The organism is Paenibacillus ilasis (assembly GCF_043195395.1).
Classification (GTDB): domain Bacteria; phylum Bacillota; class Bacilli; order Paenibacillales; family Paenibacillaceae; genus Paenibacillus_AQ; species Paenibacillus_AQ lautus.
Window position 1 is genome coordinate 2,217,725 of sequence record NZ_JBHDJG010000001.1, and the last position, 23,723, is coordinate 2,241,447.

Annotated in this window: 17 protein-coding genes; all 17 read left to right on the top strand. The window is 49.4% G+C overall.

What is annotated here, in order from left to right; all coding sequences use genetic code 11:
• Positions 1 to 286: 286 nt before the first annotated feature.
• The 17 genes from ACETK5_RS10370 (at position 287) to helD (ending at position 23,720) form a co-directional block, all read left to right on the top strand.
• Positions 287 to 1,165 (top strand): ADP-ribosylglycohydrolase family protein, encoded by an 879-nt coding sequence (locus ACETK5_RS10370; protein WP_394055438.1) that lies wholly within the window; start codon positions 287 to 289, stop codon positions 1,163 to 1,165.
• A gap of 240 nt (positions 1,166 to 1,405) precedes the next feature.
• Positions 1,406 to 1,759, top strand: coding sequence for a DUF4181 domain-containing protein (locus ACETK5_RS10375; protein ID WP_243390718.1), 354 nt, complete (start codon positions 1,406 to 1,408; stop codon positions 1,757 to 1,759).
• 296 nt (positions 1,760 to 2,055) lie between these two features.
• Positions 2,056 to 2,514, top strand: a complete 459-nt coding sequence (locus tag ACETK5_RS10380) for a MarR family winged helix-turn-helix transcriptional regulator (protein WP_394055440.1) — start codon at positions 2,056 to 2,058, stop codon at positions 2,512 to 2,514.
• Positions 2,515 to 2,538: 24 nt separating this feature from the next.
• Positions 2,539 to 3,156, top strand: a complete 618-nt coding sequence (locus ACETK5_RS10385) for an NAD(P)-dependent oxidoreductase (RefSeq protein WP_394055442.1) — start codon at positions 2,539 to 2,541, stop codon at positions 3,154 to 3,156.
• A gap of 16 nt (positions 3,157 to 3,172) precedes the next feature.
• The gene (locus ACETK5_RS10390) at positions 3,173 to 3,634 is read left to right on the top strand and encodes a DUF2269 family protein (RefSeq protein WP_165789648.1); all 462 of its coding nucleotides are present in this window, start codon (positions 3,173 to 3,175) and stop codon (positions 3,632 to 3,634) included.
• A gap of 387 nt (positions 3,635 to 4,021) precedes the next feature.
• On the top strand, positions 4,022 to 5,008 hold the full coding sequence (locus ACETK5_RS10395; RefSeq protein WP_394055445.1) for an alpha/beta hydrolase: 987 nt from the start codon (positions 4,022 to 4,024) through the stop codon (positions 5,006 to 5,008).
• A 97-nt stretch (positions 5,009 to 5,105) separates the two neighbouring features.
• On the top strand, positions 5,106 to 6,893 hold the full coding sequence (locus ACETK5_RS10400; protein WP_394055447.1) for a sensor histidine kinase: 1,788 nt from the start codon (positions 5,106 to 5,108) through the stop codon (positions 6,891 to 6,893).
• The gene (locus tag ACETK5_RS10405) at positions 6,868 to 8,487 is read left to right on the top strand and encodes a response regulator (RefSeq protein ID WP_394055449.1); all 1,620 of its coding nucleotides are present in this window, start codon (positions 6,868 to 6,870) and stop codon (positions 8,485 to 8,487) included. The genes ACETK5_RS10400 and ACETK5_RS10405 overlap by 26 nt, the downstream gene beginning before the upstream one ends.
• 95 nt (positions 8,488 to 8,582) lie before the next feature.
• Positions 8,583 to 10,097, top strand: a complete 1,515-nt coding sequence (locus tag ACETK5_RS10410) for an ABC transporter substrate-binding protein (RefSeq protein WP_394055451.1) — start codon at positions 8,583 to 8,585, stop codon at positions 10,095 to 10,097.
• Positions 10,098 to 10,487: 390 nt separating this feature from the next.
• Positions 10,488 to 11,357, top strand: coding sequence for an ABC transporter permease (locus ACETK5_RS10415; RefSeq protein WP_215157170.1), 870 nt, complete (start codon positions 10,488 to 10,490; stop codon positions 11,355 to 11,357).
• Between the two features lie 12 nt (positions 11,358 to 11,369).
• Positions 11,370 to 12,254 carry a carbohydrate ABC transporter permease gene (locus ACETK5_RS10420; protein ID WP_394055453.1) on the top strand — a complete coding sequence of 295 codons (885 nt, stop codon included), beginning with the start codon at positions 11,370 to 11,372 and terminating at the stop codon, positions 12,252 to 12,254.
• An 87-nt stretch (positions 12,255 to 12,341) separates the two neighbouring features.
• Positions 12,342 to 14,849, top strand: coding sequence for a glycoside hydrolase family 3 N-terminal domain-containing protein (locus ACETK5_RS10425; RefSeq protein ID WP_394055455.1), 2,508 nt, complete (start codon positions 12,342 to 12,344; stop codon positions 14,847 to 14,849).
• Complete coding sequence (locus ACETK5_RS10430) at positions 14,846 to 17,113, top strand: beta-glucosidase family protein (RefSeq protein ID WP_394055457.1); 2,268 nt, start codon at positions 14,846 to 14,848, stop codon at positions 17,111 to 17,113. The genes ACETK5_RS10425 and ACETK5_RS10430 overlap by 4 nt, the downstream gene beginning before the upstream one ends.
• A 221-nt stretch (positions 17,114 to 17,334) precedes the next feature.
• Positions 17,335 to 19,275, top strand: coding sequence for a beta-N-acetylhexosaminidase (locus ACETK5_RS10435; protein WP_394055459.1), 1,941 nt, complete (start codon positions 17,335 to 17,337; stop codon positions 19,273 to 19,275).
• Between the two features lie 240 nt (positions 19,276 to 19,515).
• A complete protein-coding gene (locus ACETK5_RS10440; RefSeq protein ID WP_100537455.1) occupies positions 19,516 to 20,496 on the top strand; it encodes an aldo/keto reductase in 981 nt (326 codons plus the stop codon).
• 50 nt (positions 20,497 to 20,546) lie between these two features.
• Positions 20,547 to 20,942, top strand: coding sequence for a MerR family transcriptional regulator (locus ACETK5_RS10445; RefSeq protein WP_394057381.1), 396 nt, complete (start codon positions 20,547 to 20,549; stop codon positions 20,940 to 20,942).
• A 360-nt stretch (positions 20,943 to 21,302) separates the two neighbouring features.
• Positions 21,303 to 23,720: an RNA polymerase recycling motor HelD gene (gene helD / locus ACETK5_RS10450; RefSeq protein WP_394055462.1), complete on the top strand. Its 2,418-nt coding sequence runs from the start codon at positions 21,303 to 21,305 to the stop codon at positions 23,718 to 23,720.
• Positions 23,721 to 23,723 lie beyond the last annotated feature (3 nt).

A 23,723-nucleotide genomic window follows, 5' to 3' on the forward strand; every position in this document is an offset into this window, starting at 1 on the left:
GATGGTTATAATATATCCACATCCGAAGTCGCGGAAATCGCGGCTTTTTTTGATTTAACGATGTAAGTTTCCTGTCCCCATTTATGGGCCAGAACTTACTGGACAAGAACTTATGGTAATCGATTTTGCAGGCCATCAAGATATGGGCAGCATGGCGTGATTCGCAACCTATCCATCGTTCAAAACCGCCATTATAATCAGAAGATTGCAGCTTTCCATTTTGTTATAATCATAGCTAATAGGAGCCTGCTTGATTTCTTTCAAAAAATGAAAGTGAGGTGGTTGCATGGAAAACAAATTATATAATCGCATTAAGGGTGGCCTGTACGGAGTGGCTGTTGGGGACGCACTTGGGGGAACGACGGAGTTTATGAGCGAGCGGGAGATTAAGGAGAAGTATGGCTATTTGACGGAGATCGTTGGCGGCGGGGTGTGGCAGCTGGAACCGGGGGAAGTGACCGACGATACGATGATGACGCTTTGCGTGGCGGCAGGGATAATCGAAAATCCTGAGGAGCCTATGGAGGCGATCGGGCGTTTCTTTATGGAATGGTACCAATCACGGCCGAAAGACATAGGGAATATCATCCGTCATGTTTTTCAAAAATACGAGGGAGACTGGTTCGAAGCCGCCTTTGTTGCGCACATGGATATGGCGCAAAGCGGCGGGAATGGATCGCTCATGCGATGCCTGCCGGCGGCACTGGCCTACAAGGACCCAGCGGACATTGACCGAGTGACAATCATGCAGTCACGGATGACGCATTATGATCCAAGGTGCGCCGAAGTCTGTGTCATGTACAACCGAATGGCGCAACGCCTTCTACAAGGCGAAGATTTAAGGGCAGCCATCATGGCCGAGGTGATGGGAAGCGAATACGAAGGTAACATTGAAGCTCAGCCGGATTGCCCGGCAAGCGGTTTTGTGGTGCATACCTTCCGGTGGGTACTACATAGTTTGCTCCATACGTCAGATTTTGCAGGAGTCGTACAGAAGGCGGCAAATCTAGGAGAGGATTCTGATACGATCGGCGCCATCGCCGGTGGATTGGCAGGCATTTACTACGGATATGAGGGTATTCCTGCCCGATATGCGGAAGCGATCCTCATCCAAGAGAGACTCGATCGGATAATTTCGCAACTGTATGCATTGAAAACTTCATAGAGTTGTTTGTCACACTGCAGAGGTTGAATGTTGGCCATCATCATATATAAATTCGTAATCCTGCACCGAAATCTGCAAACTAAGGTTTCCATTTGTAATTGATACAAATAAGAAAATAGTGTATTTTTAAGAAAGTATAAACCTCTTTTACCATATACGAGCAATTGTAAAAAATCTGTATGTTAGTCCTGAGTGATACTGACAGCTATTTTAGAGAGGGGTGACTTTAGAATGCTCATTATGAGTATCATTTTGTATGCGATCGTATTCGTCTCCGGGTACTTATGGATCAAAAAAAAGCTGAAGGTATCCCACGATTCAGATAAGCTGCTGTATAAGCATATCAATCGATTTCATCTAATTGGTGAGCTCATCCTCGTAGCTGGTTCCCTTATCGCCATTTACTATATGAGATTTGTTTGGGAATGGAGAGTGGAGGCATATCAGGACGTTATTCTTGTGACAGCTGTTCTACACGCTTTCCGATCTGTTATTGAAAGACGCTACAAGAAGGATTCCAAACAATACCTCCTCAGTGCTTATGCAAGTGTTAGCGGTTTGCTCCTTTTCCTTGCTCTTGAGTTATTTGTGTGACAACACAAGAAGAACGGAAGTTCTATAAGAAACGGTTCATCTAAAACAAACCAATCATAAAACAGATTAAGCTTTTTATAATCGCCCGAACGGGTGACTATGGAAAGCTTTTTTTAACGGCTTCCGGAAATTTTATAAATCCAAGTTCTTAATGATTGCCGTGCTGGAGCTAAAATGCTGGAATAGAAAACAAATGGGATATGTGTGTTGCATGCGAAAAAAAACAGTTGTCATATCCAACTAAATGCAGATAAAATGTATATAGTTGGTTATTGATACTATTGGAGTTGAATAAGATGAAAAGACATGAATACCAGAACGAATCGTATGGAAAAGAAATAACCGCGATCAATCGTCATTTACATTTGTTGCTAACTCCGCGGCTTGCGACGCATCGCTTGGGATTTGGGCAGCATATGTTTTTGCTAATGCTTTCAATGAAAGAGGAGGTGAATCAGAAAACATTAAGCGAGCAACTGATGGTCGACAAGACAACGACGGCAAAGGCGATCCGCAAGCTTGAATCTGAAGGTTATATTCGCAAAGAGATTGACCCCATCGATTTACGGAACCAAAAGATTTATTTAACTGATGCTGGAAGGGCTGTCGTTCCTAAGATTGAGGAAGCGCTAGCAGAAGTGATGGATATTGGAACGGAAGGCATCTCAGCAGAGGAGTACCTCGAATTAATAAGGTTGTTAAAGATCGTATTAAACAATTTGAACAAGCATATACAAACTTCAACTCGCCAGTGAGTCTAATGAGTAGGGGAGATGGATATGAGAATAACCGTCATCATCGGTTCAACCAGCCCGACAGGGCTGGAGGTTCTAAAATACGGCATGAGACGTGGACACAAACTTATTGCGTTTACAAGACGTCCGCAGTTGTTAAATATGGATCAAGGCTTAGACAAGATTGTAATTGGAGACGGACTTCATGACTCTGACGTTCTTCAAGCGATTGAAGGTACGGATGCAGTTATTGCGATTATAGGCGGGAAAACCGATGTAGCTGGCGTTACGCAAACGATTATCAGAGCGATGCAGGAAGCCAAAACCCGGCGCTTCATTTTTGTCAGCTCTTATTTGCTTGAAGCCAAACACCCCAGGATCTTCTCATCCGTCGCTAGGTGGATCTACCGTCACGAATTGACGGAACTTGATAAAGCCGAAAAACTCATCCAGGAGAGTGAGCTTGATTGGAGTATCTACCGCCCAGCTCAACTAAATAATGACTCTGCAACCGGGAAGATAAGAGTCCAGGAGCAACGCCATGGTTTCCCTTTTGGTCCATATCAAATATCTAGAGCAGACTTAGCTACGGTATTAGTCGACGCTCTTGATAACGATGCGAACTTTAGGCGAGTATTTTGTGTTACTTGGAGCAAGGAATAGGGGAGGGGATGATGAGATGCATTACCTTTATACATCATTGTTAGTCTTCCATATACTATCAGCGATTGTTGGAGTTGGACCCGTGTTTCTGTTCAATATGATTTTGAAGAGGGCGGCGTCGGTGGAACAGCTGAAATATGCTCATCATATCGTTGAAAAATTGAACCGAAATGCCAATTTTTCTTTTGGCGTTATCCTCCTATCAGGATTATTGATGGGCTGGATGAACCCTTACTTGTTTCAATCGGAATGGTACATTGTTTCGCTAGTTTTGTTTTTTATCTCAGGAATGTATGCGATCTTTGCGGTTGAACCGATCCTGAAACAAATGCAAGGAATCGCGTTGAATCAGTCAGTGTCTAGCGAGATTTCCTCAGAATATAAGATGTTATTTCAGAGAAAACAATCCCGAGATATGCTGGCAAACCTAATTGCAGTCATTATTATCCTTCTTATGGTGATTAAGCCTGTATTTTAAGATATGTGCATACAAAGTCGCGGAAATCGCGGCTTTTTTTATATGGAGGAGGAGAATCAAGTTTTGCTTTTTCAATATCCAGCGCGGAATTGTGAATCGTAACTCTAAATCGATCCATCGCTTTATAAAACAAGCGGATTGCTCGTTGGCAGCGATTACGGTAACGTGCACCAGCACCGCTTTCTCTGACCTGGCCATTAAATCTATATCTAATGTACTTTTATATAACAAAAATGAGCTTTGTCGCAAAAAGAGGAAGAGGATCATGATAGTAAATTAAATGAGCAGGTCGTCATATGACAACGAAGAAGTCGGATAAACGGTAGATCGCACGGATGGAAAGAGGTAGAATATCGTCACCGAAGAAGCGTTAAGGAGAGAAGCATATTGATTTTGAAAATTGTAAAATGGATGCTGTCCATCATGGTTTTTGTTATTATAGGAGGGCTTCTGCTAGTAAATCTGACTCCCGTTCCATTTATCTATTGGCTTCGCAGCCAGCCAGAGGCAGAGCCCGCTGCACCTTCGAATTGGGCAAAGCTTCAGCAGGTTGTAGAAGTTCATAAAGACCTCACCTATCTTTCGACGTTTAAATCCAACGAAATGGACATATATCTTCCCAAAGATCATGCCGGCAAACTCCCGACGATCCTATGGGTTCACGGCGGTGCATTTGTGTCAGGGGATAAATCGGGTACCGCCTATTGGTCTACGATGATGGCCAGCAAAGGCTATGCAGTCGTCAGCATGAACTACGAGGTGGCTCCTGAGGCACGATACCCGGCACCTGTCCTTCAAATGACGGAGGTCTATCGGCATCTGAAGGAACTTAAGGGCTACCCGTCCTTAGATTTGGATCGCCTTATTGTCGGCGGAGATTCAGCTGGCGCCCAAATTGCATCCCAATTCATCGCAATTCAGACCAATGCCGACCTCGCGAAGCGAACAGGTATTTCACAAGTGGTTCCGGAGGATTCCATACAAGCGGCGCTGCTATATTGCGGTCCGTATAACGTCAAACAGCTGGCCAGCGTAACCGGCAGATTGGAGAAGTTTTTTCTGAATCAGCTGGGGTGGGCCTATATGGGAACACGGAATTGGAAGGATGGGACCGAAGTGGAAGATGCTTCAACAACAAACCATGTAACGAGTGATTTTCCGCCAACCTTTATTACAGACGGCAACACCGGTTCATTTGAAAAACACGGTAAGGAATTGGAAGCACGACTTCAAGAAGCGAACGTACCCGTGAAGTCATTGTTTTACCCGCTGTCTCATGGCGTAGTGCAGCACGAATATCAATTTCAGCTTAACACCCTAGAGGCCATGGAGTGCTTTGATATGACGTTATCCTTTTTAGAGGAGCAATTGTAAAAGCCGGGATCACCAATGACAAAGACTGGTGCTTCAACACTTGACGGGAGAAGTAGTAAGATGGGGATAGCTCAACACCAGGGAGAGGAGTCACATCATGTACAGCCATATCAAGGCAATTCCTTGGAATTCGATTCGCGTCAAGCTCGTGCTTGGCCTTCTGGGCGTGTCCATCCCTTTAATCGCCTTACTGATCTATATGAGTTATTACAGTGTCAACGTCATTCATAACCAGGTAGCGGTCTCCAATAAAAATATGATCTCCATCCAAATGAGGCAGATCGATAACCAGCTCTCGGAGATCGAGCGGCATCTGGTGAATCTGTCCAGATCGGAAGTCAGTGTGCTTACGATGAAAGATGCTGTGCCGGACAATACGTATATGATGGCCAAAAGCGATGTTTCCCGAAAACTGTCCTCTGATCTTTCGGTTTACCCTTACATCGACGGGCTATTCGTATATTCTTTGCCGCGTCATGATTTTGTGGAAGCCTACAAAGGGTCCATGACCTATAATGGATTATTAAAAATGCGAGAATACCTTCAACAGAGCAGTACGAGCCAAAACCGCTTCTACGGAATGGAGGCGTACTGGCAGCTGCAAGAGATTGAAGGGACCTATTATGCGATCAAAGTGCTCAGGGATGACAATATCAGTATTGGATCCTGGGTGTCCCTCAAGACATTGATGTCGCCGATGTCCGTACTGAACACGGGTGAAACCGGAGCGATGCTGTTCGTTGACGGCCATGGAAAGCGGCTCTATAGCACGAAGCCCTTGGAGGATGAAGCGTTGGATTTCACCCATGGTTTCAACAGCTATTACATGTCAGGTAAGGACAAAGACTATCTCGTCGTGGGGGAGACTTCAAAGAAAGCGGACCTCAGCATGGTCGCCGTTATTCCGGACAAGTTGACCCTCGAAAATCTACCATATCTCAAAAAGACGGCCGCCATCCTCTCCGCATTCGCTATTCTGCTTCTGCCGGTCAGCTTGTGGTTCCTGCGAAAGGTGCTGTTACGGCCGCTGCAAAAGATCGTTCAATTGATGCGGAGAATCGGGGAAGGGAACTTCAATTTGCGAATCGAGAAGATTCCGTCCGCTCCCGAGGAGTTTCAGCTGGTATACCGTACCTTTGATCACATGGTGTCACAAATTGAAAAGCTCAAGATCGACATCTATGAAGAGCAATTGAGCAAGCAGCGGGCGGAGCTGAAGCAGCTTCAACTCCAGATCAACCCGCATTTTTTCATGAATTCCCTGAATATTTTGTACCATCTGGCACAGGTGAAGCGATACGAATTGATCCAGGAGATGACGCTGTGTCTGGTTCAATATTTCAGGTATATGTTCCAGAGCAATAACCAGGCGTTGGTTCTATTAAAGGATGAGCTGCAGCATACGAGAAATTATTTGCGGATTCAGCAGCTGCGGCTTCCCTATCAATTCGAAAGCGAGATTCATGTTCCGGATTATCTGCTGGAAACCCCTGTTCCTCCTCTGATGCTTCAGACGATTGTAGAAAATACGATCAAGCATGCCGTAAGGGCAGATGTACGGACGATGCTGATCATTGAAGCGGTCCTCGACGATCTGGCGGAAGAGCCGATCGTTTGCTTGACCGTTCGAGATACCGGAGAAGGATTTTCGGAAGAGGTATTGGAGGCGATCCGCTGCGGCGGACAAGAGGCAGACGCCGGGAGAGAGCATATAGGCTTGTGGAATGTAAGAGAACGGCTGCGCCTGCAGTACGCGAATCGGGCGACGATGGATTGCTATAACGACGATCCCCACGGGGCGGTCGTCGAGCTGGTCATACCGTTAAGCCCTGGACAGGATGGGAAGGAGCTGAGCACCTATGCGTCATTTACTGATCGTGGATGATGAAGCGATTGCTGTAGAGGGGTTGAAAGAGGGTGTAGAATGGGCGCAACTGGGTATTTCCACGATTTTCACTGCGCACAGCGCCGGCCAGGCCATGGAAATCATCCGGCGGGAGCATGTGGATCTTCTGTTATGCGATATTGAAATGCCTCAAGGGTCCGGCTTGGAGCTATTAGAATGGGTGCGGGGATATAATCCGGATATCGTTGCGATTTTTCTTACCTGTCATGCCGACTTTCAATATGCCAAGCAGGCCATTCAGTTGGGCAGCTTTGATTATTTACTGAAGCCCGTCCCATTTGCCGATCTTGTATCCGTTGTACGGAAAGCGATCAAGAAACTCGAGCAGAAGCGTGAGCAATCCGAATTTAGTCAGTACGGAAAGTATTGGATGCAGCATCAGCCCCTGCTGGTCGAACGATTTTGGCTTGATATCCTCAATCAGTCGATCCCGAGCGGCTCCGCTGCCATTAAGAAAGAGGCAGAGGGTCGGAATATTCCGTATTCGGAGGATATGATCTTTACCCCCATACTGATTCAGATTCGGCGATGGTATAAGGAAGTCACGCTGCGGGATGAAAAAATTATTGAATACGCGATACGCAAATCTGCTGAGGAGCTCATCCAGGAGCGGTCCGAGCATGGCATGCTGGTGCCGTTGGAGAAAGGACGATGGCTCGCCTTGATCAACAGGGATCCGACATCGGCGGATGATGAGACAAGCAGGGGCAGGTGCGAAACGTACATCGAAGCTTGCAGGAAATACTTCTATGCAGGGGTTTCCTGTTATATCGGGGAGTCGGCTCATGGCCATGACGTTGCCTCGATGTATATCCAATTGGATCGGATGAACGAAAGCAACGTCGCTTACGATCATCATGTCTTTATGTTAAAGGACGAGAAGCCGTCATATGCCTACCAGCAAATTCTTCCCGATATGAGCATGTGGGCGGTCCTCTTAAAAGAGGGGGCGAGCGGACAGGTGTTGAAGGAAGCGGAAGCCTACATCAGCGCTCAGGTCGAAGGTAACCTGCTGACATCGGATTTACTGAATCAATTCATTCAGGATTTTCAGCAAATGCTCTATTATGTCCTCCAGTTGAAGGGCATCCAGGCGCATCAGCTTCTGAGGGACAGTCGTTCCCTGGAGTTATATGCCAGGTCAGCGCGCTCATCTACGGATTCGTTGGCCTGGATCCGCCATATTGTTGAAAGGGCGATGGATTTTGCGTCTTCGGTGGAGCATTCGCCGAGCGTAGTAGAGAGAGTAAAAGTTTATATTCGCGAGCATTTATCTGAGGATTTGTCGAGGGAGGATATCGCGAGCCACGTGTTTTTAAATCCTGATTATTTGACCCGAATCTTCAAGAAAGGGACCGGCATGTCCATCTCGGATTACCTACTCCAGCAGCGATTGAGTATGGCGGCCGGGCTGCTCGCGAATACCGAGCTGTCCGTCAGTTCGATTGCGACCCGGATCGGTTATGCCAACTTCTCTCACTTTTCCCGCATGTTCAAAAAATATATGGATAAAAGTCCATTGGAGTACCGACAGGAGCATTACGCAGCGCAAGCTCTAGGTGAAAGTCGGTAAAGTGACAGCGAAAAGTCGTTAAAAGAGCAGTGCATGAACTCGTCCCCTCTTACAATAGAGCTAGAAACACATAAATGACAAAGGCGGGGGAACAGATGAAAAAATCATTAGTTGGACTATCCTCGATGCTCTTGAGTGCCGTCCTTTTATTGTCGGCATGCGGGGGCGGTAAGGCAGCCGACCAAGGCAAAGAGACGACCGGCGAACAAAAAGACCTCACGGAGCTGACGGTTGTGCTGCCCGTGGCAGGCTCCATTCCGAAGGATATGCAGCAGGTGGAGGAAGCCATCAACAAGATCACGGTCGAGAAAATACAGGCCAAGGTGAAATTTGAGCATATTTCTGTCGGAGACTGGGAACAGCAGACCAATCTGATGTTTGCAAGCGATGAGAAAATGGATCTTCTGTACTTATCCGGCTATAACTTCAGCAACATCGTCGCGAAAGGTCAGCTGAAACCGCTGGATAGCCTGCTTGAGCAGCATGGTCAGGGGATTGTCGACTCCTTGGGTAAGGAATATTTACAAGCAACGCGGATCGGTGGCGAGATATTCGGAACGCCGACGGTGCGGGATTTGGCGGCAAGCTACGGGCTGACCATGAGCAAAGACTTGGTTGATAAATACAAGATTGACGTTGCCTCGATCAAGTCGCTCGATGATGTGGAAGCCGTGCTGCGAAAGGTTAAGGAAGGGGAAGGACCCACGATGACTCCTCTGGTTACTGGTGCGGCAGGGCAGTCATTCCGAGAAAATTATGTAAACTATGACAGCTTGAACGATACGATTGGTGTGCTTCCGAATTATGACAATGACCTTAAGGTTGTCAATTATTACGAAACGAAGGAATACGCCGATTTTGTCAATAGAATTCGCGGGTGGTATCTCGACGGATTGATTCCGCAGGATATGGCAACGACGCAGGCAACACGGTTTGATATGATCAAAGCCGGAAAGGCCTTTGCCTATATGGCTATGCAAAAACCGGGCTTTGCGGAGAGCGAGAAGAAGTTATCCGGGTTGGATCTGGTTACTGCGGAGCTCGTGCCTCCTGTAGGGACGACGAGCACAGTAACAGGCGCGATGTGGGGCATTCCAGTCAATTCCAAAACCCCTGAGAAAGCGATGGAATTTTTGAATCTGATGTACACCGACAAGGATATCGTGAACCTGTATGACTGGGGGATCGAAGGCACGCATTATGTGAAGGTGGACGGCTACGAAAATGTGATCGATTACCCTGAAGGCGTTGATTACAACTCGGTAGGCTATAAAATGCCGCTGGGCTGGCTGTTCGGCAATCAGTTTCTGTCCAATGTCATGAAAGGCGACGATCCGGAAATTTGGACCAAGATGGATCAATTCAACAAGAGCTCCAAACGCTCGAAAGCCATGGGCTTTCTGTTTGACGCCTCTCCGGTGAAGACCGAGTACGCAGCCGTAAGCAATGTCATTACACAATATAAAATGCCGCTGGAGACGGGCAGCGTAGACCCGGAACAGATTTTGCCGGAGTTCATTTCCAAATTGAAATCGGCCGGAATTGACAAGATCATTGCGGAGAAGCAGGAGCAATTGGATGAATGGGCTAAAACCAACGGCGTGAAGTAAGCTCTAATGCGAACGGTCACGGATAGCATTCGAGTCCGCCTCCTTTGTGGATGATGCAGAGGAATCATAAAAATATCGATAAAGTTAAAAGCATAGCAGCAGGCCGCTCAAGGGTTAATCCTTGGCGGCCTGCTTTTTTACGTGCAGGAAAAAAGCTTCCGATTCAATTGAGATATTCCATTACAACTTCCCGTCCCTTGGTTCTACTTTGATGCCGGTGAAGTCGGGAAAGCACAAATGTGAAGTCGTCTAAGCGGTAGTGCCCCGGCGGCATGCTCTTTAAAATGAAGATATAGATTCGGCTATTAGGCCACAAAGGGGGGAAGTGCGGTGACAAGTACAACACGTAAGGGACGGGGATCCCTTCGGAAGTACATTCCGCTATACATCATGATGTTGCCGGGTCTCATCTACCTGCTCATCAATAATTATTTGCCGCTGTTCGGTCTTAGCATCGCTTTTAAGGATGTGAACTACAGCAAGGGGATATGGGACAGTGATTGGATCGGCTTCAAAAACTTTGAGTACCTGTTCAAAACGGATGATGCGTTCATCATTACGAGAAACACGATTCTATACAATGCCGCGTTTATTGTGCTCGGCTTGATCGTTTCGGTCGGTATCGCGATTTTGCTGAACGAGATCCGCAACAAAGTAGCGTCACGCTTTTATCAAAGCGTGATCATTCTGCCGTTTCTTATCTCCATCATTATCGTCAGCTACCTGGTATATGCCATGTTCAGCGTGAATACGGGAATGGTGAACAAGACGCTGCTCCCGGCACTTGGGCTCGATCCAATCTCATGGTATACCGAGCCGAAATATTGGCCTTTCATTCTGACTTTTGTCCATATATGGAAGGCGGCAGGGTATTCCTGCATCGTGTATCTGGCAGCCATCATCGGCATCGATCCGGAATACTACGAGGCAGCGAAGCTGGACGGAGCCTCCAAATGGATGCAGATCCGCAAGATCACACTGCCGATGATTACGCCGGTGATCACCATATTGACACTGCTCGGCATCGGACGTATTTTCTATTCCGATTTCGGATTGTTCTACCAGGTGCCCATGGATTCAGGCGCTCTATTCTCGACCACCAATGTTATCGATACCTACGTATTCCGCGGGTTGATGCAGCTCGGAGATATCGGGATGTCCTCGGCAGCGGGATTCTACCAGTCGCTGGTCGGCTTCGTTCTCGTGCTGGTATCCAATTATGTCGTGCGGAAAATTGATAAAGACAATGCTTTGTTCTAAGGAGCGATCCATATGAAAAACGAATCTCGAGGCCTGCAATGGGCTGCACACATCATCATGATCATTTTTTCCCTGGCGTGCATTCTTCCGTTCATCCTGCTGTTTATCTCATCGATCACGGATGACCACACGATTGCAATGGAGGGCTACTCGTTCTTTCCCTCCAAGTTTAGCCTGGGCGCTTATGAATATTTATGGAGAGAATCGGCGCAGATCCTTCACGCATACGGGATTACCATCCTGATCACGGTGATCGGCACGAGCGCCAGCCTTGTCATGACTTCACTGCTGGCGTATCCGCTCTCCCGAAAGGATCTTCCCGGCGGCGTTGTACTGTCGTTCATTGTATTCTTCACGCTGCTGTTTAACGGGGGATTGGTTCCGACCTATCTGGTCTATACCCAGCTGTTCGATTTGAAAAACACGCTATTTGCCCTGTTGATCCCTTGGCTGCTCATGAATGGCTTCAATGTGCTGCTGATGCGGACGTTCTTCGCCACCACGATTCCTGCGGCGGTACTGGAATCGGCCAGCATGGACGGAGCCGGCGAGTTCAGGATGTATTACAAGATCATTCTGCCGCTGTCGCTTCCGATTATGGCCACAGTCGGCATGTTTCAGGGGCTGGCATACTGGAACGATTGGAATAACGGATTAGTGTTTGTAACGGATCCGGAGCTGTTCAGTCTTCAGAATCTTCTGAACCGGATCATGAGCGACATACAGTATTTGACTCGCAACAGCAGCATGAATTCAGGGAATGCATTGGAACAGCTGCCGAGCGAGACTTTCCGGATGGCGGTGGCCGTCATCGGCGTGGTGCCGATCCTCGTTGCCTATCCGTTCTTCCAGAAATACTTTGTCAAAGGCATGACCATCGGTGCGGTGAAGGGCTAAATCTAACCGTATAAAAACACGATGATTAAGAACAGGAGTGAAGCAGATATGATAGGCATTTGGCATTGTATGATTGACAAGCCGCGAATGAAGATACAGTTTAAAATCAGCAAAAAAGCTGCCTACACCCTTGATGCTGTAATGGAGCCACTTCCGGTTCCACTCTCATTCCCGACGGTTACGGTGAAGGGCAACCGAATACGGGGATTGGGCAAGGTGTTTTGGAAGCCGGATGAGGATCTTTCCGTAGAGCTGGCGTTCGACGGGGATTCATTCACTGGCGAGCTCCGCATCCCATCCTTCGGGAGCTTCCCGCTTAGGGGCAACAGGGGGCGGGGGCCTTATCTCGCACAATCCTTGATAGAGGAAGCAGCAGCGTACCGAAAGGGCGGGATTCGGGAACGCTCGGATGAAGAAATCGCAGAGTCTGTTGAAGCTTTGCTTGCCGACATGTCGCTGGAGGAAAAGGTCGGTCAAATGTGTCAATGCCAGGCCTCCAATTTCTCCTTCGGGAATGCGGTGGAATCCGACCCGCCGGAGAAGCTGATTGCCGAGGGCAGAGCAGGGACGGTACTGGGAGCCTTCGACATTACAAGAGTATTCGAATTGCAGAAAATAGCCGTCGAGCAATCGCCGCACGGGATTCCGCTGCTCTTTCATGCGGACGTGATCCACGGCTCGCAGACCATATTCCCGATACCGCTGGCATGGTCCTGCAGTTGGGAATTGGAAGCGATACAAGAAGCGTGCGCGATTGCTGCTAAGGAGGCCAGTGCTTCCGGTACGATATTCAATCACGGCCCGATGATCGACATTACCCGTGACGCCCGCTGGGGCAGAGTGTCGGAAGGAGCGGGCGAGGATCCGTATTTAGGGGCGTTGATTGCCAAAGCTCAAGTTGCAGGGTACCAAGGAGAGTCCCTGCATAGTGAAGAGACGCTGGTTGCCTGCCTGAAGCATTTCATTGCCTACGGCGCCGCGGAAGCCGGCAGAGATTACAACAGTGTGGATATTTCGGAGGGGACTCTGCGCAACGTATACCTCCCGCCGTTTAAGGCTGCCCTGGAAGCGGGAGCCGGCTCGGTGATGAATGCCTTTAATATTTATCAGGGAGTTCCGGTTGCGGCCAATACGTTCGTACTGAAAAAGCTGCTGCGCGAGGAGCTGGGATTTGACGGGATCCTGATTTCCGATTACGGCTCGGTAGACGAGATTCGGGTTCATGGACACGCGAAAGACACAAAGGAGGCTGCGCAAAAAGCGGTTCATGCCACGATGGATATTGAGATGGTGACTCGCGCTTTCGATCATCTGCCCGCGCTTGTCCGGGAAGGTAAGGTGACCGAGCCGCAGATCGATGATGCCGTTCGCCGCATTTTATATTTGAAGTACAAAACAGGCATCATGGACGACCCGTTTCGATATATTCGACCAGAGAAGGAAATCGAATATCACTTTAACGCAGCACATCTTCAGGCAAGTCGGGAGCTGGCACAGAAATCGATTGTTCTGCTCAAAAATAATGGCGTGCTCCCGCTCGTAAAGGAAGCCGGCAAGGTCGCGCTGATTGGTCCGTTTGCCGATAGCAAGGACCTGCTCGGACCGTGGCAGTTCTCCCGATATGGTCATGAAACCGTGACCCTGTATGAAGGAATGCTGGAGAAAGGCATCGCTGCGGAGCGCCTCTTGTACGCCCAGGGGAGCGGCGTAAATGAATCGATAGACGGCGGAATCGAGGCAGCGGTCATGCAGGCCCGCAAGGCGGACTTCGTCGTTCTGGCACTAGGTGAGAGCAGTGATATGTCGGGTGAAGCGGCTTCCCGTATGGATATCGTCATCCCCGAGGCGCAGCAGCGGCTGGCGGAAGCCGTGATCGCGGAAGGCAAACCGACGGTTCTTGTTCTGACGAACGGCCGTCCGCTGGTGCTGGACTGGTATGAGCAGCATGTCGATGCCATTGTGGAAACCTGGTTCCTCGGCTCGCAGGCAGGTCACGCCATCGCAGATGTGTTAACCGGGGATTACAACCCGTCAGGCAAGCTGACGATAAGCTTCCCTGCCCGCATTGGACAGGTGCCGGTATATTATAACGGCTTTAACACCGGCAGACCGCTTACCGAAACGAACCGAATGGATAAATTCATAACCAAATACTTAGATGGCCCGAATGACCCGTTATATCCTTTCGGACATGGGCTGAGTTTTACGAGTTTTGAGTACTCAGGGATCACGCTGGACCGCCGCGAGATGACGGCGGACGATACGATCACGGTATCGGTGAAGGTGACGAATACGGGCGCTGTTTCCGGGGAGGAAATCGTCCAGTTATACATTCAGGACTGCTGCGGGACTATCGTGAGGCCGGTCAAGGAGCTGAAGGGCTTCCGGAAAGTATCGTTGGCACCGGGAGAGAGCCGGGAGATTACGTTTAAAATTACCGACGAGGAATTGACGTTCTGGTCGCCGGTATCCGGCTACAAGGCTGAGCCCGGCACACTCAAGGTGTATATTGGATCCAGCAGCCGGGATGTATCCGATGGCATGGAGTTTGAATTGCTGGATCGATGGAATCAAACGGAGGGGGAATGGAAATGAGTGAGCAGCGGGATATCAAAGCATTGATTTCGCAGATGACCTTGGAGGAGAAGGCGAGTCTTTGCTCCGGCCTGGACAATTGGCATACGAAAGGGGTGGAGCGGCTGGGGATTCCATCCGTCATGGTGACGGACGGACCGCACGGGCTGCGTAAGCAGCGGGCCTCGTCCGACCATCTGGGCTTGTTCGACAGCGTGCCTGCAACATGCTTCCCGTCGGCGGCGGGCGTAGCGAGCTCATGGAATCGCGACTTGATCTACCGGATGGGCGAAGCGCTGGGCATAGAATGCCAAGCGGAGAATGTAGCCGTACTGCTGGGTCCGGGAGCGAATATCAAGCGTTCCCCTTTATGCGGCCGCAACTTTGAATATTTCTCGGAAGATCCTTATCTATCTACGGAGATGGCGACTCACCACATCCAAGGGGTGCAGAGTCAGGGGGTAGGGACCTCACTTAAGCATTTCGCGGCCAACAACCAGGAGCATCGGCGAATGACGTCGGACTCCGTGGTCGACGAACGGACGCTGCGTGAAATTTACCTAGCCAGCTTTGAGGGAGCCGTCAAACAAGCACAGCCATGGACCGTTATGTGCTCATACAACAAAGTGAACGGGGAATTCGCTTCCGAGAATGAAACCCTGCTGACCGATATTTTGAAAAATGAGTGGGGCCATGAAGGCTTTGTCATTTCGGACTGGGGTGCGGTCAATGAGCGGGCGAAGGCGCTCGCGGCAGGCATGGAGCTGGAGATGCCGTCAAGCCACGGCGAGGGGGATGCAAAAATTGTGGAGGCCGTCAGAAGCGGTCAGCTGCCCGAAGGTAAGCTGGACGCGGCGGTAGAGCGTCTGCTTACCGTGATCTTCAAAGCGGTGGATCAGCGGAAACCGGATGAGGCGGCCTTTGATCAAGCGGAGCATCACCGTTTGGCGCGCGAGGTGGCTCAAGAGAGCATGGTGCTGCTTAAAAATGAAGGCGGGATGCTGCCATTGGCCCGAAGCGGCCGTATCGCCGTGATCGGCGCATTAGCTCAGGAGCCGCGCTATCAGGGCAGCGGCAGCTCCAAGATTCGCCCGACACTGGTGGACGATATATTGGAGGAATTGGAAGCATCGTCCGGCAATGCGCAGATCCAGTACGCGCCTGGCTATAAACTGAACGAAGAGGACAGCGACCAACAGCTGCTACAGGAAGCGCTGACCATCGCATCTGACGCCACCGTTGCCGTTGTATTTGCCGGCTTGCCGAGCCGCTATGAATCGGAAGGATTCGATCGGAAGCATCTGCGGATCCCGCCGAATCAGATCGCGTTGATCGAAGCGGTAGCGAAGGTCCAGCCGAATGTGGCTGTGGTGCTCAGCAACGGCGCACCGGTGGAGATGCCGTGGCTTGGAGAAGCCAAAGCGGTGCTGGAAGCGTATCTGGGCGGTCAAGCGCTTGGCGGAGCAATCGCTGACATTTTGTTCGGTGACGCGAATCCTTCAGGGAAGCTGGCGGAGACATTCCCGGTTGCGCTGAGTGACAATCCTTCTTATTTGTTTTTTCCCGGGGAAGGCGACCGGGTGGAATACCGCGAAGGCTTGTTTGTCGGGTATCGTTATTATGATTCGAAAAAGCTGAATCCTTTGTTTCCGTTCGGACACGGGCTGAGCTACACCACATTCGAATACTCCAAATTAACGGTCGATAAGAAGCAGCTAAAGGATACGGAGAAGCTCAGCGTTTCCGTGGACGTAAAGAACACCGGTGCTCAAGCAGGCAAGGAAATCGTGCAGCTCTATGTTCATGATAGGGAGAGCAGCGTGATACGGCCGGATCAGGAGCTGAAGGGCTTTCACAAGGTGGAATTGGCACCAGGAGAAGCCAAGACCATTACCTTCGAGCTGGATCACAGAAGCTTCGCCTATTATGATATCGAGCTGAAAGACTGGGTCGTGGAGAGCGGCGAATTTGAGATTCGAATCGGCAAGTCTTCCCGGGATATCGAGCTCACAGAAATCGTTGAGTTGCAGTCCACAACCGAGCGGCAGATTGTATTCCATCGCAACTCCACCGTATCCGATCTGAAGAAGACCGCTAAGGGCGCGGCTTTTGTAGAGGATTTTATCGGCAAGCTCCCGTTTGCATCGGCGATTGAAGACAAATCCCATGCGGAAATGTTCAGAGCATTTCTGGATGCCATGCCGCTGCGCGGCTTGCTGTCGTTCAGCGGGGGCAAAACAACAGAGAAGCAGCTGAGTGACCTCATTGACTTCCTGAACAGCTGACGGGTGACTTCAACTTCAAGCAGCTGAATCAAAAGTTTGACAGTGGGACGCGATAAAGGTCGTGATAGAACACAAGATGAATACAGTTAAGCGCGATGAAACACAAGGGAACGCGAGGAACAGAACAGCAATGAAGCGAGAATTTCCCGTAGCCTCAACCACCATACAAATTACAAAGTGTTATTCGTGTATCGGATTAGGGGAAAGGAAGTGTCTATTCAATGAAACAAGAGCAACTCATGCCGTTGTATCCACAGCCGCGTCTTGTGAAATGGCTGGGTGGGGAGAAGACTTGGTCAGCCAGCGTTACGTATGACATTCAGGAACGAGCAGTTCCAGCTGTGGAGCAGGTGAGACTGAACACTCGATTGGTGCAGGCATTGGCAAGCTCTTCTCAGCATGGTGCCTCCACAGATTCGTCCATTTATATAGGGGTCTCTTTACGGGAGGGACTACACCCGGAAGGCTATGTTTTGCAATGGGATGAAGAGGGACTCCGAATCGAGTACAGTCAACCGCCCGGATTGCATTATGCAATGGTTACCATGGAGCAGCTTCTCATTCGCCGAGGCCTTACATGGAGCTGCTTTCGGATTGAAGATGAACCCGACTTTCCGGTACGCGGCTTGATGCTGGATATCGGACGCAGCAAAATTCCGAAGCTGCCCGAACTGTTCCAACTGATCGACCAGATGGAGAGGTTAAAGCTGAATCATCTGCAGCTGTACATGGAGGGATACTGCTTCGAATATGAGCAGCACAAGGAAACGTTCCCGGAGAGCACGCCGATGACAGCAGAAGAGTTCCGCAGGTTGGATGCTTACGCCGCAAGCCGATTTATCGATCTGGTGCCGAATCAGAATTGCCTGGGTCACATGGGAGAATGGCTGAGTAAACCGGCGTACCGTGAACTTGCGGAGCATCCTGACGGAATGGCGATCGAATCGCCGCATTCGTTGACGTTCCCACCCACCACTTTGAACCCCGTGGACCCGCGTTCCCTGGATTTGATTCGGGGGATGTTGGACGAATTGCTGCCTGCGTTTACATCCGATTGGGTTAACATCAATATGGATGAGCCTTTTGGTCTTGGAACCGGCAAAAGCAAGGAGCGATGTGGTGCGATTGGAATGGGCCCGCTATATATGGAGTATACGGAGGGCGTGATGGACATTGTTCGAAGTCACGGGAAGAAAGTGCTGATGTGGGGAGATGTAATAACCCGCCACCCGGAGGTGGTCGAACGGATTCCGGGTGATGTGACGGTCCTCGACTGGAATTATGACAGCAGCATTTCTTTTGCGGAGCACTGCAGCATGCTGCAAACGACTGGAGTATCATATTACGTCTGTCCTGGAACCAGCTCTTGGTCCTCCCTTTCCGGGCGTACTGACAATATGCTGAACAATATCACCGACGCAGCGGTCCAAGGTCGGAAATATGGAGCCAGAGGACTTATCGTGACGGATTGGGGAGATAACGGACATTGGCAGGTTCCGGCCATCAGCTATCCTGGGTATGCCTATGCAGCCGGTTTAAGCTGGTTTACGGAAGGCAACCTGAATCGGGAAGGTGAAATGGAGAGCTATCTGTCGGAGTACGTATTTAAAGATGCCAGCGGCGAGATCGGGCATTTCCTGATGGAATTGGGACGGTACTACCATTTGGAGAACAGCTCGCTTGATAACGGCACCTATCTGACTGCTTTACTGACCCGCGGATTGAAGAGCCGGGAGAGGCTGGAGGAAGAGCTGAGTTTATTTTTGCGGATTTTTGCAGAGCTCAACGGAACGACTGTCGGCTCATTTCAGCTGAATTTTCAATATCATGACATGCTGGAGTGGCTGAAGAAGCGTAAAGAACAGCTTGCAAGACTTGATCTTCAAATTCCTGATGCGGATGTAATTACTGACGAACTGCGGAATACCCTGCGGTTGATTGAACAGGCGGTAGGCATTCACCGATATATGTGCCGGATTGGTATGTCTAATGAGGAAGATGAGTTCAACTTCATCACGGATCTGGAATCTCAGCTTAAGCAGGCTATTGAAGAATTTAACCGATTATGGCGGATCCGAAATCGGGAAGGTGGTCTTGCGGCCAGCAACCAAGCGATGTACAGGCTGCTTGACCAATACGAAGGAACTCGGCGACTTAAGTAAAGCTTTAAAGCAGCAGTCTGCGAGTGGGTTCATTAGCAACCATGAAAATCCTCGTCAAAATTAAAAAAAGAGGTTGTCCTACAAGTCACCAAACGTGACTTCGGACAACCTCTCTCTCATTTTATGTGGTTTGAACATGATCTGAGGTGTATTGATATAGGTGGTTAGTCATGAGAATTTTATTTCATGTTGACCTTGAGTTAACTCCAGGTGATAGACTAGATTTAAGGAGGGATGTTCATGGAATATGTGAAGCTAGGGAATACCGGACTCGACGTATCCCGCATCTGTCTTGGATGCATGGGATTCGGCGTAGCAGAGCGATGGATACATCAATGGGTGCTTAATGAGGAGAACAGTCGTCCCATTATTAAAAAGGCATTGGAACTCGGCATTAACTTTTTCGATACAGCAAATGTGTATTCAGACGGTACGAGTGAGGAAATTGTAGGCCGCGCATTGAAGGATTACGCCAACCGGGATGAAATCGTCCTCGCGACTAAAGTTCATTTCCGTATGCACGAAGGTCCGAACGGCATGGGGCTGTCCCGGAAATCCATCATGAGTGAAATCGACAAGAGCCTCAAGCGTTTGGGTACCGATTATGTCGATCTGTACCAGATCCATCGTTGGGATTATGATACGCCGATCGAAGAAACGATGGAGGCCCTGCATGATGTGGTGAAAGCCGGAAAGGCCCGCTATATCGGAGCTTCGGCCATGTATGCATGGCAGTTTCTCAAAGCGCAGCATGTCGCAGAGAAGAATGGCTGGACCCGGTTCGTTTCGATGCAGAACCATTACAATCTCATATACCGCGAAGAAGAGCGCGAAATGCTGCCGCTGTGCAAATCCGAAAAAATTGGCGTGATCCCATACAGTCCTCTAGCATCAGGACGATTGACACGCGATTGGTCGGAAACGACGCACCGTTCCGAAACAGACATGACTCAAAAATCCAAGTATGATGCCACTGCCGATGCCGATCGGGTAATTGTGGAACGGCTTGCAGTCATTGCAGCAGAGCGAGCCGTTCCCCGCTCGCAGGTTGCTCTTGCCTGGCTGCTGCAAAAACAACCGGTTACAGCTCCCATTGTCGGTGCGACCAAAATGTCGCATCTCGAAGACGCGGCAGCCGCTCTCTCGGTCAATCTCACCCTGGAGGAGATCGCCTCCCTCGAAGAGCCGTATGTACCTCACCGGGTAGTGGGCGCGTTATAGCCTAAGCATATCAGGAAACGGTATTGAAAGATGAGAAGGTGAATCAAGGCATGGCGGTGACGATTAAAGAAATCAGCGAAAGGTTCGGGCTTTCCCAGGATACTCTTCGCTACTATGAGCGAATTGGGCTGATTCCGCCTGTAAACCGGAATCAAAACGGTATCAGGGAATATACGGAGGAAGACATCAAATGGGTCGATTTTATTAAATGCATGCGTCAAAGCGCGGGGCTTCCGGTCGAGGTGCTTATCGAGTATGTTACGCTCTTTCAACAAGGAGACGACACGCTCGAAACACGAAAAGGGCTACTGATTGAGCAGCGCAGTCGGCTTGCGGACAAAATCGAAGAAATGACGAACACGCTGGTACGGCTCAACGATAAAATCGCAAGATATGAACAGACCATTATAAAAAAAGAAAAAGCACTCAGAAAGCCGGCGGACTAACATTTGACAAAACCGGGTTGGGGAACCTCTTCCCACAACCCGGTTTTTTTTGCGTTAACGACAGCTTGACAGTGGATACCATCGGAATCCAGAAATAAAATCAACTTGTTGTAATTGATGTGAGAGGAGGGGACGAGCGAGTTTGTATTCTACGGGAAAACAAAAAAACTTGGCAGATACGCCAAGAAAAAAATGATTGAACGAGAAAAAGCGCCGTGATATAATCGGTAGCGCGATTGAAAAATCATATTAAGCTGGTATAATAATTACTTTTCCTAATTTTATTTTACACCAGTGATTTCTGATTTGTCAATGCTCTTTTTTTCAGACCAGATTGAAAAGGAGTGTGTTCAGGAAAACATGGAAGCGAAGGAATGGCGGACAGAACAAGAACGGCTGGATCAGGTAAGGGAAAAGCTGAAGGCGAGGATCGACGAGTTGGAACCGGACGTTACCGGGCTGCGCGATCAGGCTGCTGAGATTCGCAGGCGATTCTGGGAAGAGGTTACGGTCAACACGAGCTCGGACGAAGATTTTGAAGAAACATTTTATACGATTAAACAACAGGCTGCGGTGTTATCTGAACGTGAGCGCCGTCATCGGCTTCTGACGCAACAATGGAGGAGCTTACATCGGCTGTTGCCTTCACCCTATTTTGGGCGCATTGATTTTTTAGAGGACGGCCTGAACGTGAGCGAGCAGATTTATATCGGCGTATCTTCCTTCATTGATGAAGATGGATTGAGCTTCCTGGTGTATGATTGGCGCAGTCCCATCGCGAGTCTCTACTACGACCACTCCCCTGGTGCGGCCTCTTACGTCACGCCGGTCGGGCAGATCACGGGCACGATGGAGCTGAAACGGCAGTATCAGATTCACAACGGACAAATTCTTCATATGTTTGATGCGAACGTAACGATCGGTGACGAGCTGCTCCAACAAATGCTGGCCAAAGGCGCGGACTCGCAAATGAAGAGTATCGTATCAACTATCCAGAAGGAGCAAAACGCCATTATCCGAAACGATCATAGCCGGCTGCTTATCGTGCAGGGGGCGGCTGGGAGCGGGAAGACCTCCGCGGCCTTGCAACGTGTGGCGTATTTGCTGTACAAAAACCGCGATTCGCTTAAGGCTGACCAGATTGTACTATTCTCACCAAATCAAATTTTTAACAGTTATGTATCTTCCGTTCTTCCTGAGCTCGGTGAGGAGAACATGCAGCAGACGACTTTGCAGGAATATCTAGAATATTGGCTGGGTTCATCCTTGCGTCTGGAGGATCCCTTCGATCAGATCGAATATGTGCTGACTGCACAATCCTCTCCCGAATATGGAGCTCGCCTTCAGGGGATGAAGTACAAAGCTTCCGAGGCCTTCTTGAGAGCCCTGCAGAACTATGCGCAGTGGCTGGGGCGCGAAGGCATGCTTTTCAAAGGCATTCATTTCCGGGATCGTGATCTGATCACCGCGGAGCAAATGAGATCGCAATTTTACAGTTATGACTCTTCCTTGAGCTTGGCCAATCGTGTCGATCTCCTGCAGAAGTGGCTTTTGAAGGAACTTTCACTATTGGAACGCAAGGAGCGCGGGGCGTCCTGGGTTGAGGAGGAGCTTCATTACTTGGACAACGACCAATATGCGGAAATTTTCAGCGAGCTGCATAAAGATAGGGAAGTGTTTGACATTGCCGAGCGTTACGCCGAAGTTCACGAGAAAATAACCAAAAAGCGCCGGGAAGATGAAGGTGACTTTGACTTCGCCGAGCGGGAGGAGGAATTGCTCAGCCAAAGGATCGTGAAGATGAGCTTCAAACCGATAAGACAAAGCGTGAGGAAATTATCGTTTATCGATGTCCAAAGCCTATACGTCCAATTGTTTGACGATGAAGCGGCTTATCAAGAGAAGACGAAGGAGACCGAGATCCCTGTTCTATGGCCTGAAATCTGCAAGCAGACCAAAGAAAAGCTGGACCGGCTCGAATTATTCTATGAGGATGCGACTCCGTATTTGTATTTAAAAGAACTGATCGAAGGCGTTCGGACGAACACGGAGATTCGGCATGTCTTTGTCGATGAGGGGCAGGATTACTCGACGTTTCAATATGAGTATCTCAAAAAACTATTTCCTCGTGCCCGCATGACGGTACTCGGCGATTTCGGGCAGGCGATTTTTACGCAGTCTACAAAGCTGCAGGAGTCCGATTCGCCGCTGGTTCAGCTTTATGGTGAAGCCGAAACAAGCTTGATCCGCCTTGTGCGCAGTTATCGTTCAACTCGTGAGATTGTGGAATTTACGAAAATGCTGCTCTCTGATGAGTCGGAAATCGTCCCCTTTGAAAGGAGCGGACCGAAACCTCTTCTCGCTAGGTTAGAAGGTGGGGAGAAGCGTGACGCACGAATATTGAAAGACATCACGGCACTGAAAGCCGAAGGCTTTGAATCTATTGCCGTCATTACGAAGACGGCGGCTGAAAGCCGCACAGCCTTTGAATCATTACGGGAGCAAGGAAGCGAGACATTGCAGCTCATTACGAAGGAGACGGTCACCTTTGATAAAGGAGCGATGGTTATTCCCGTGTATCTCGCGAAGGGTGTTGAGTTTGATGCGGTTCTGATTTATGAGGCTTCACCTCAAGCTTACAGCCGGGAAAATGATCGCAAACTTCTGTATACAGCATGTACAAGGGCCATGCATCGGCTTCATGTTTACACGACGGGCGATTGGTCGCCGTTCGTGCAGGCATTGCCTGTTGATTTGTATGAGAAAGCAGCATACTAACGG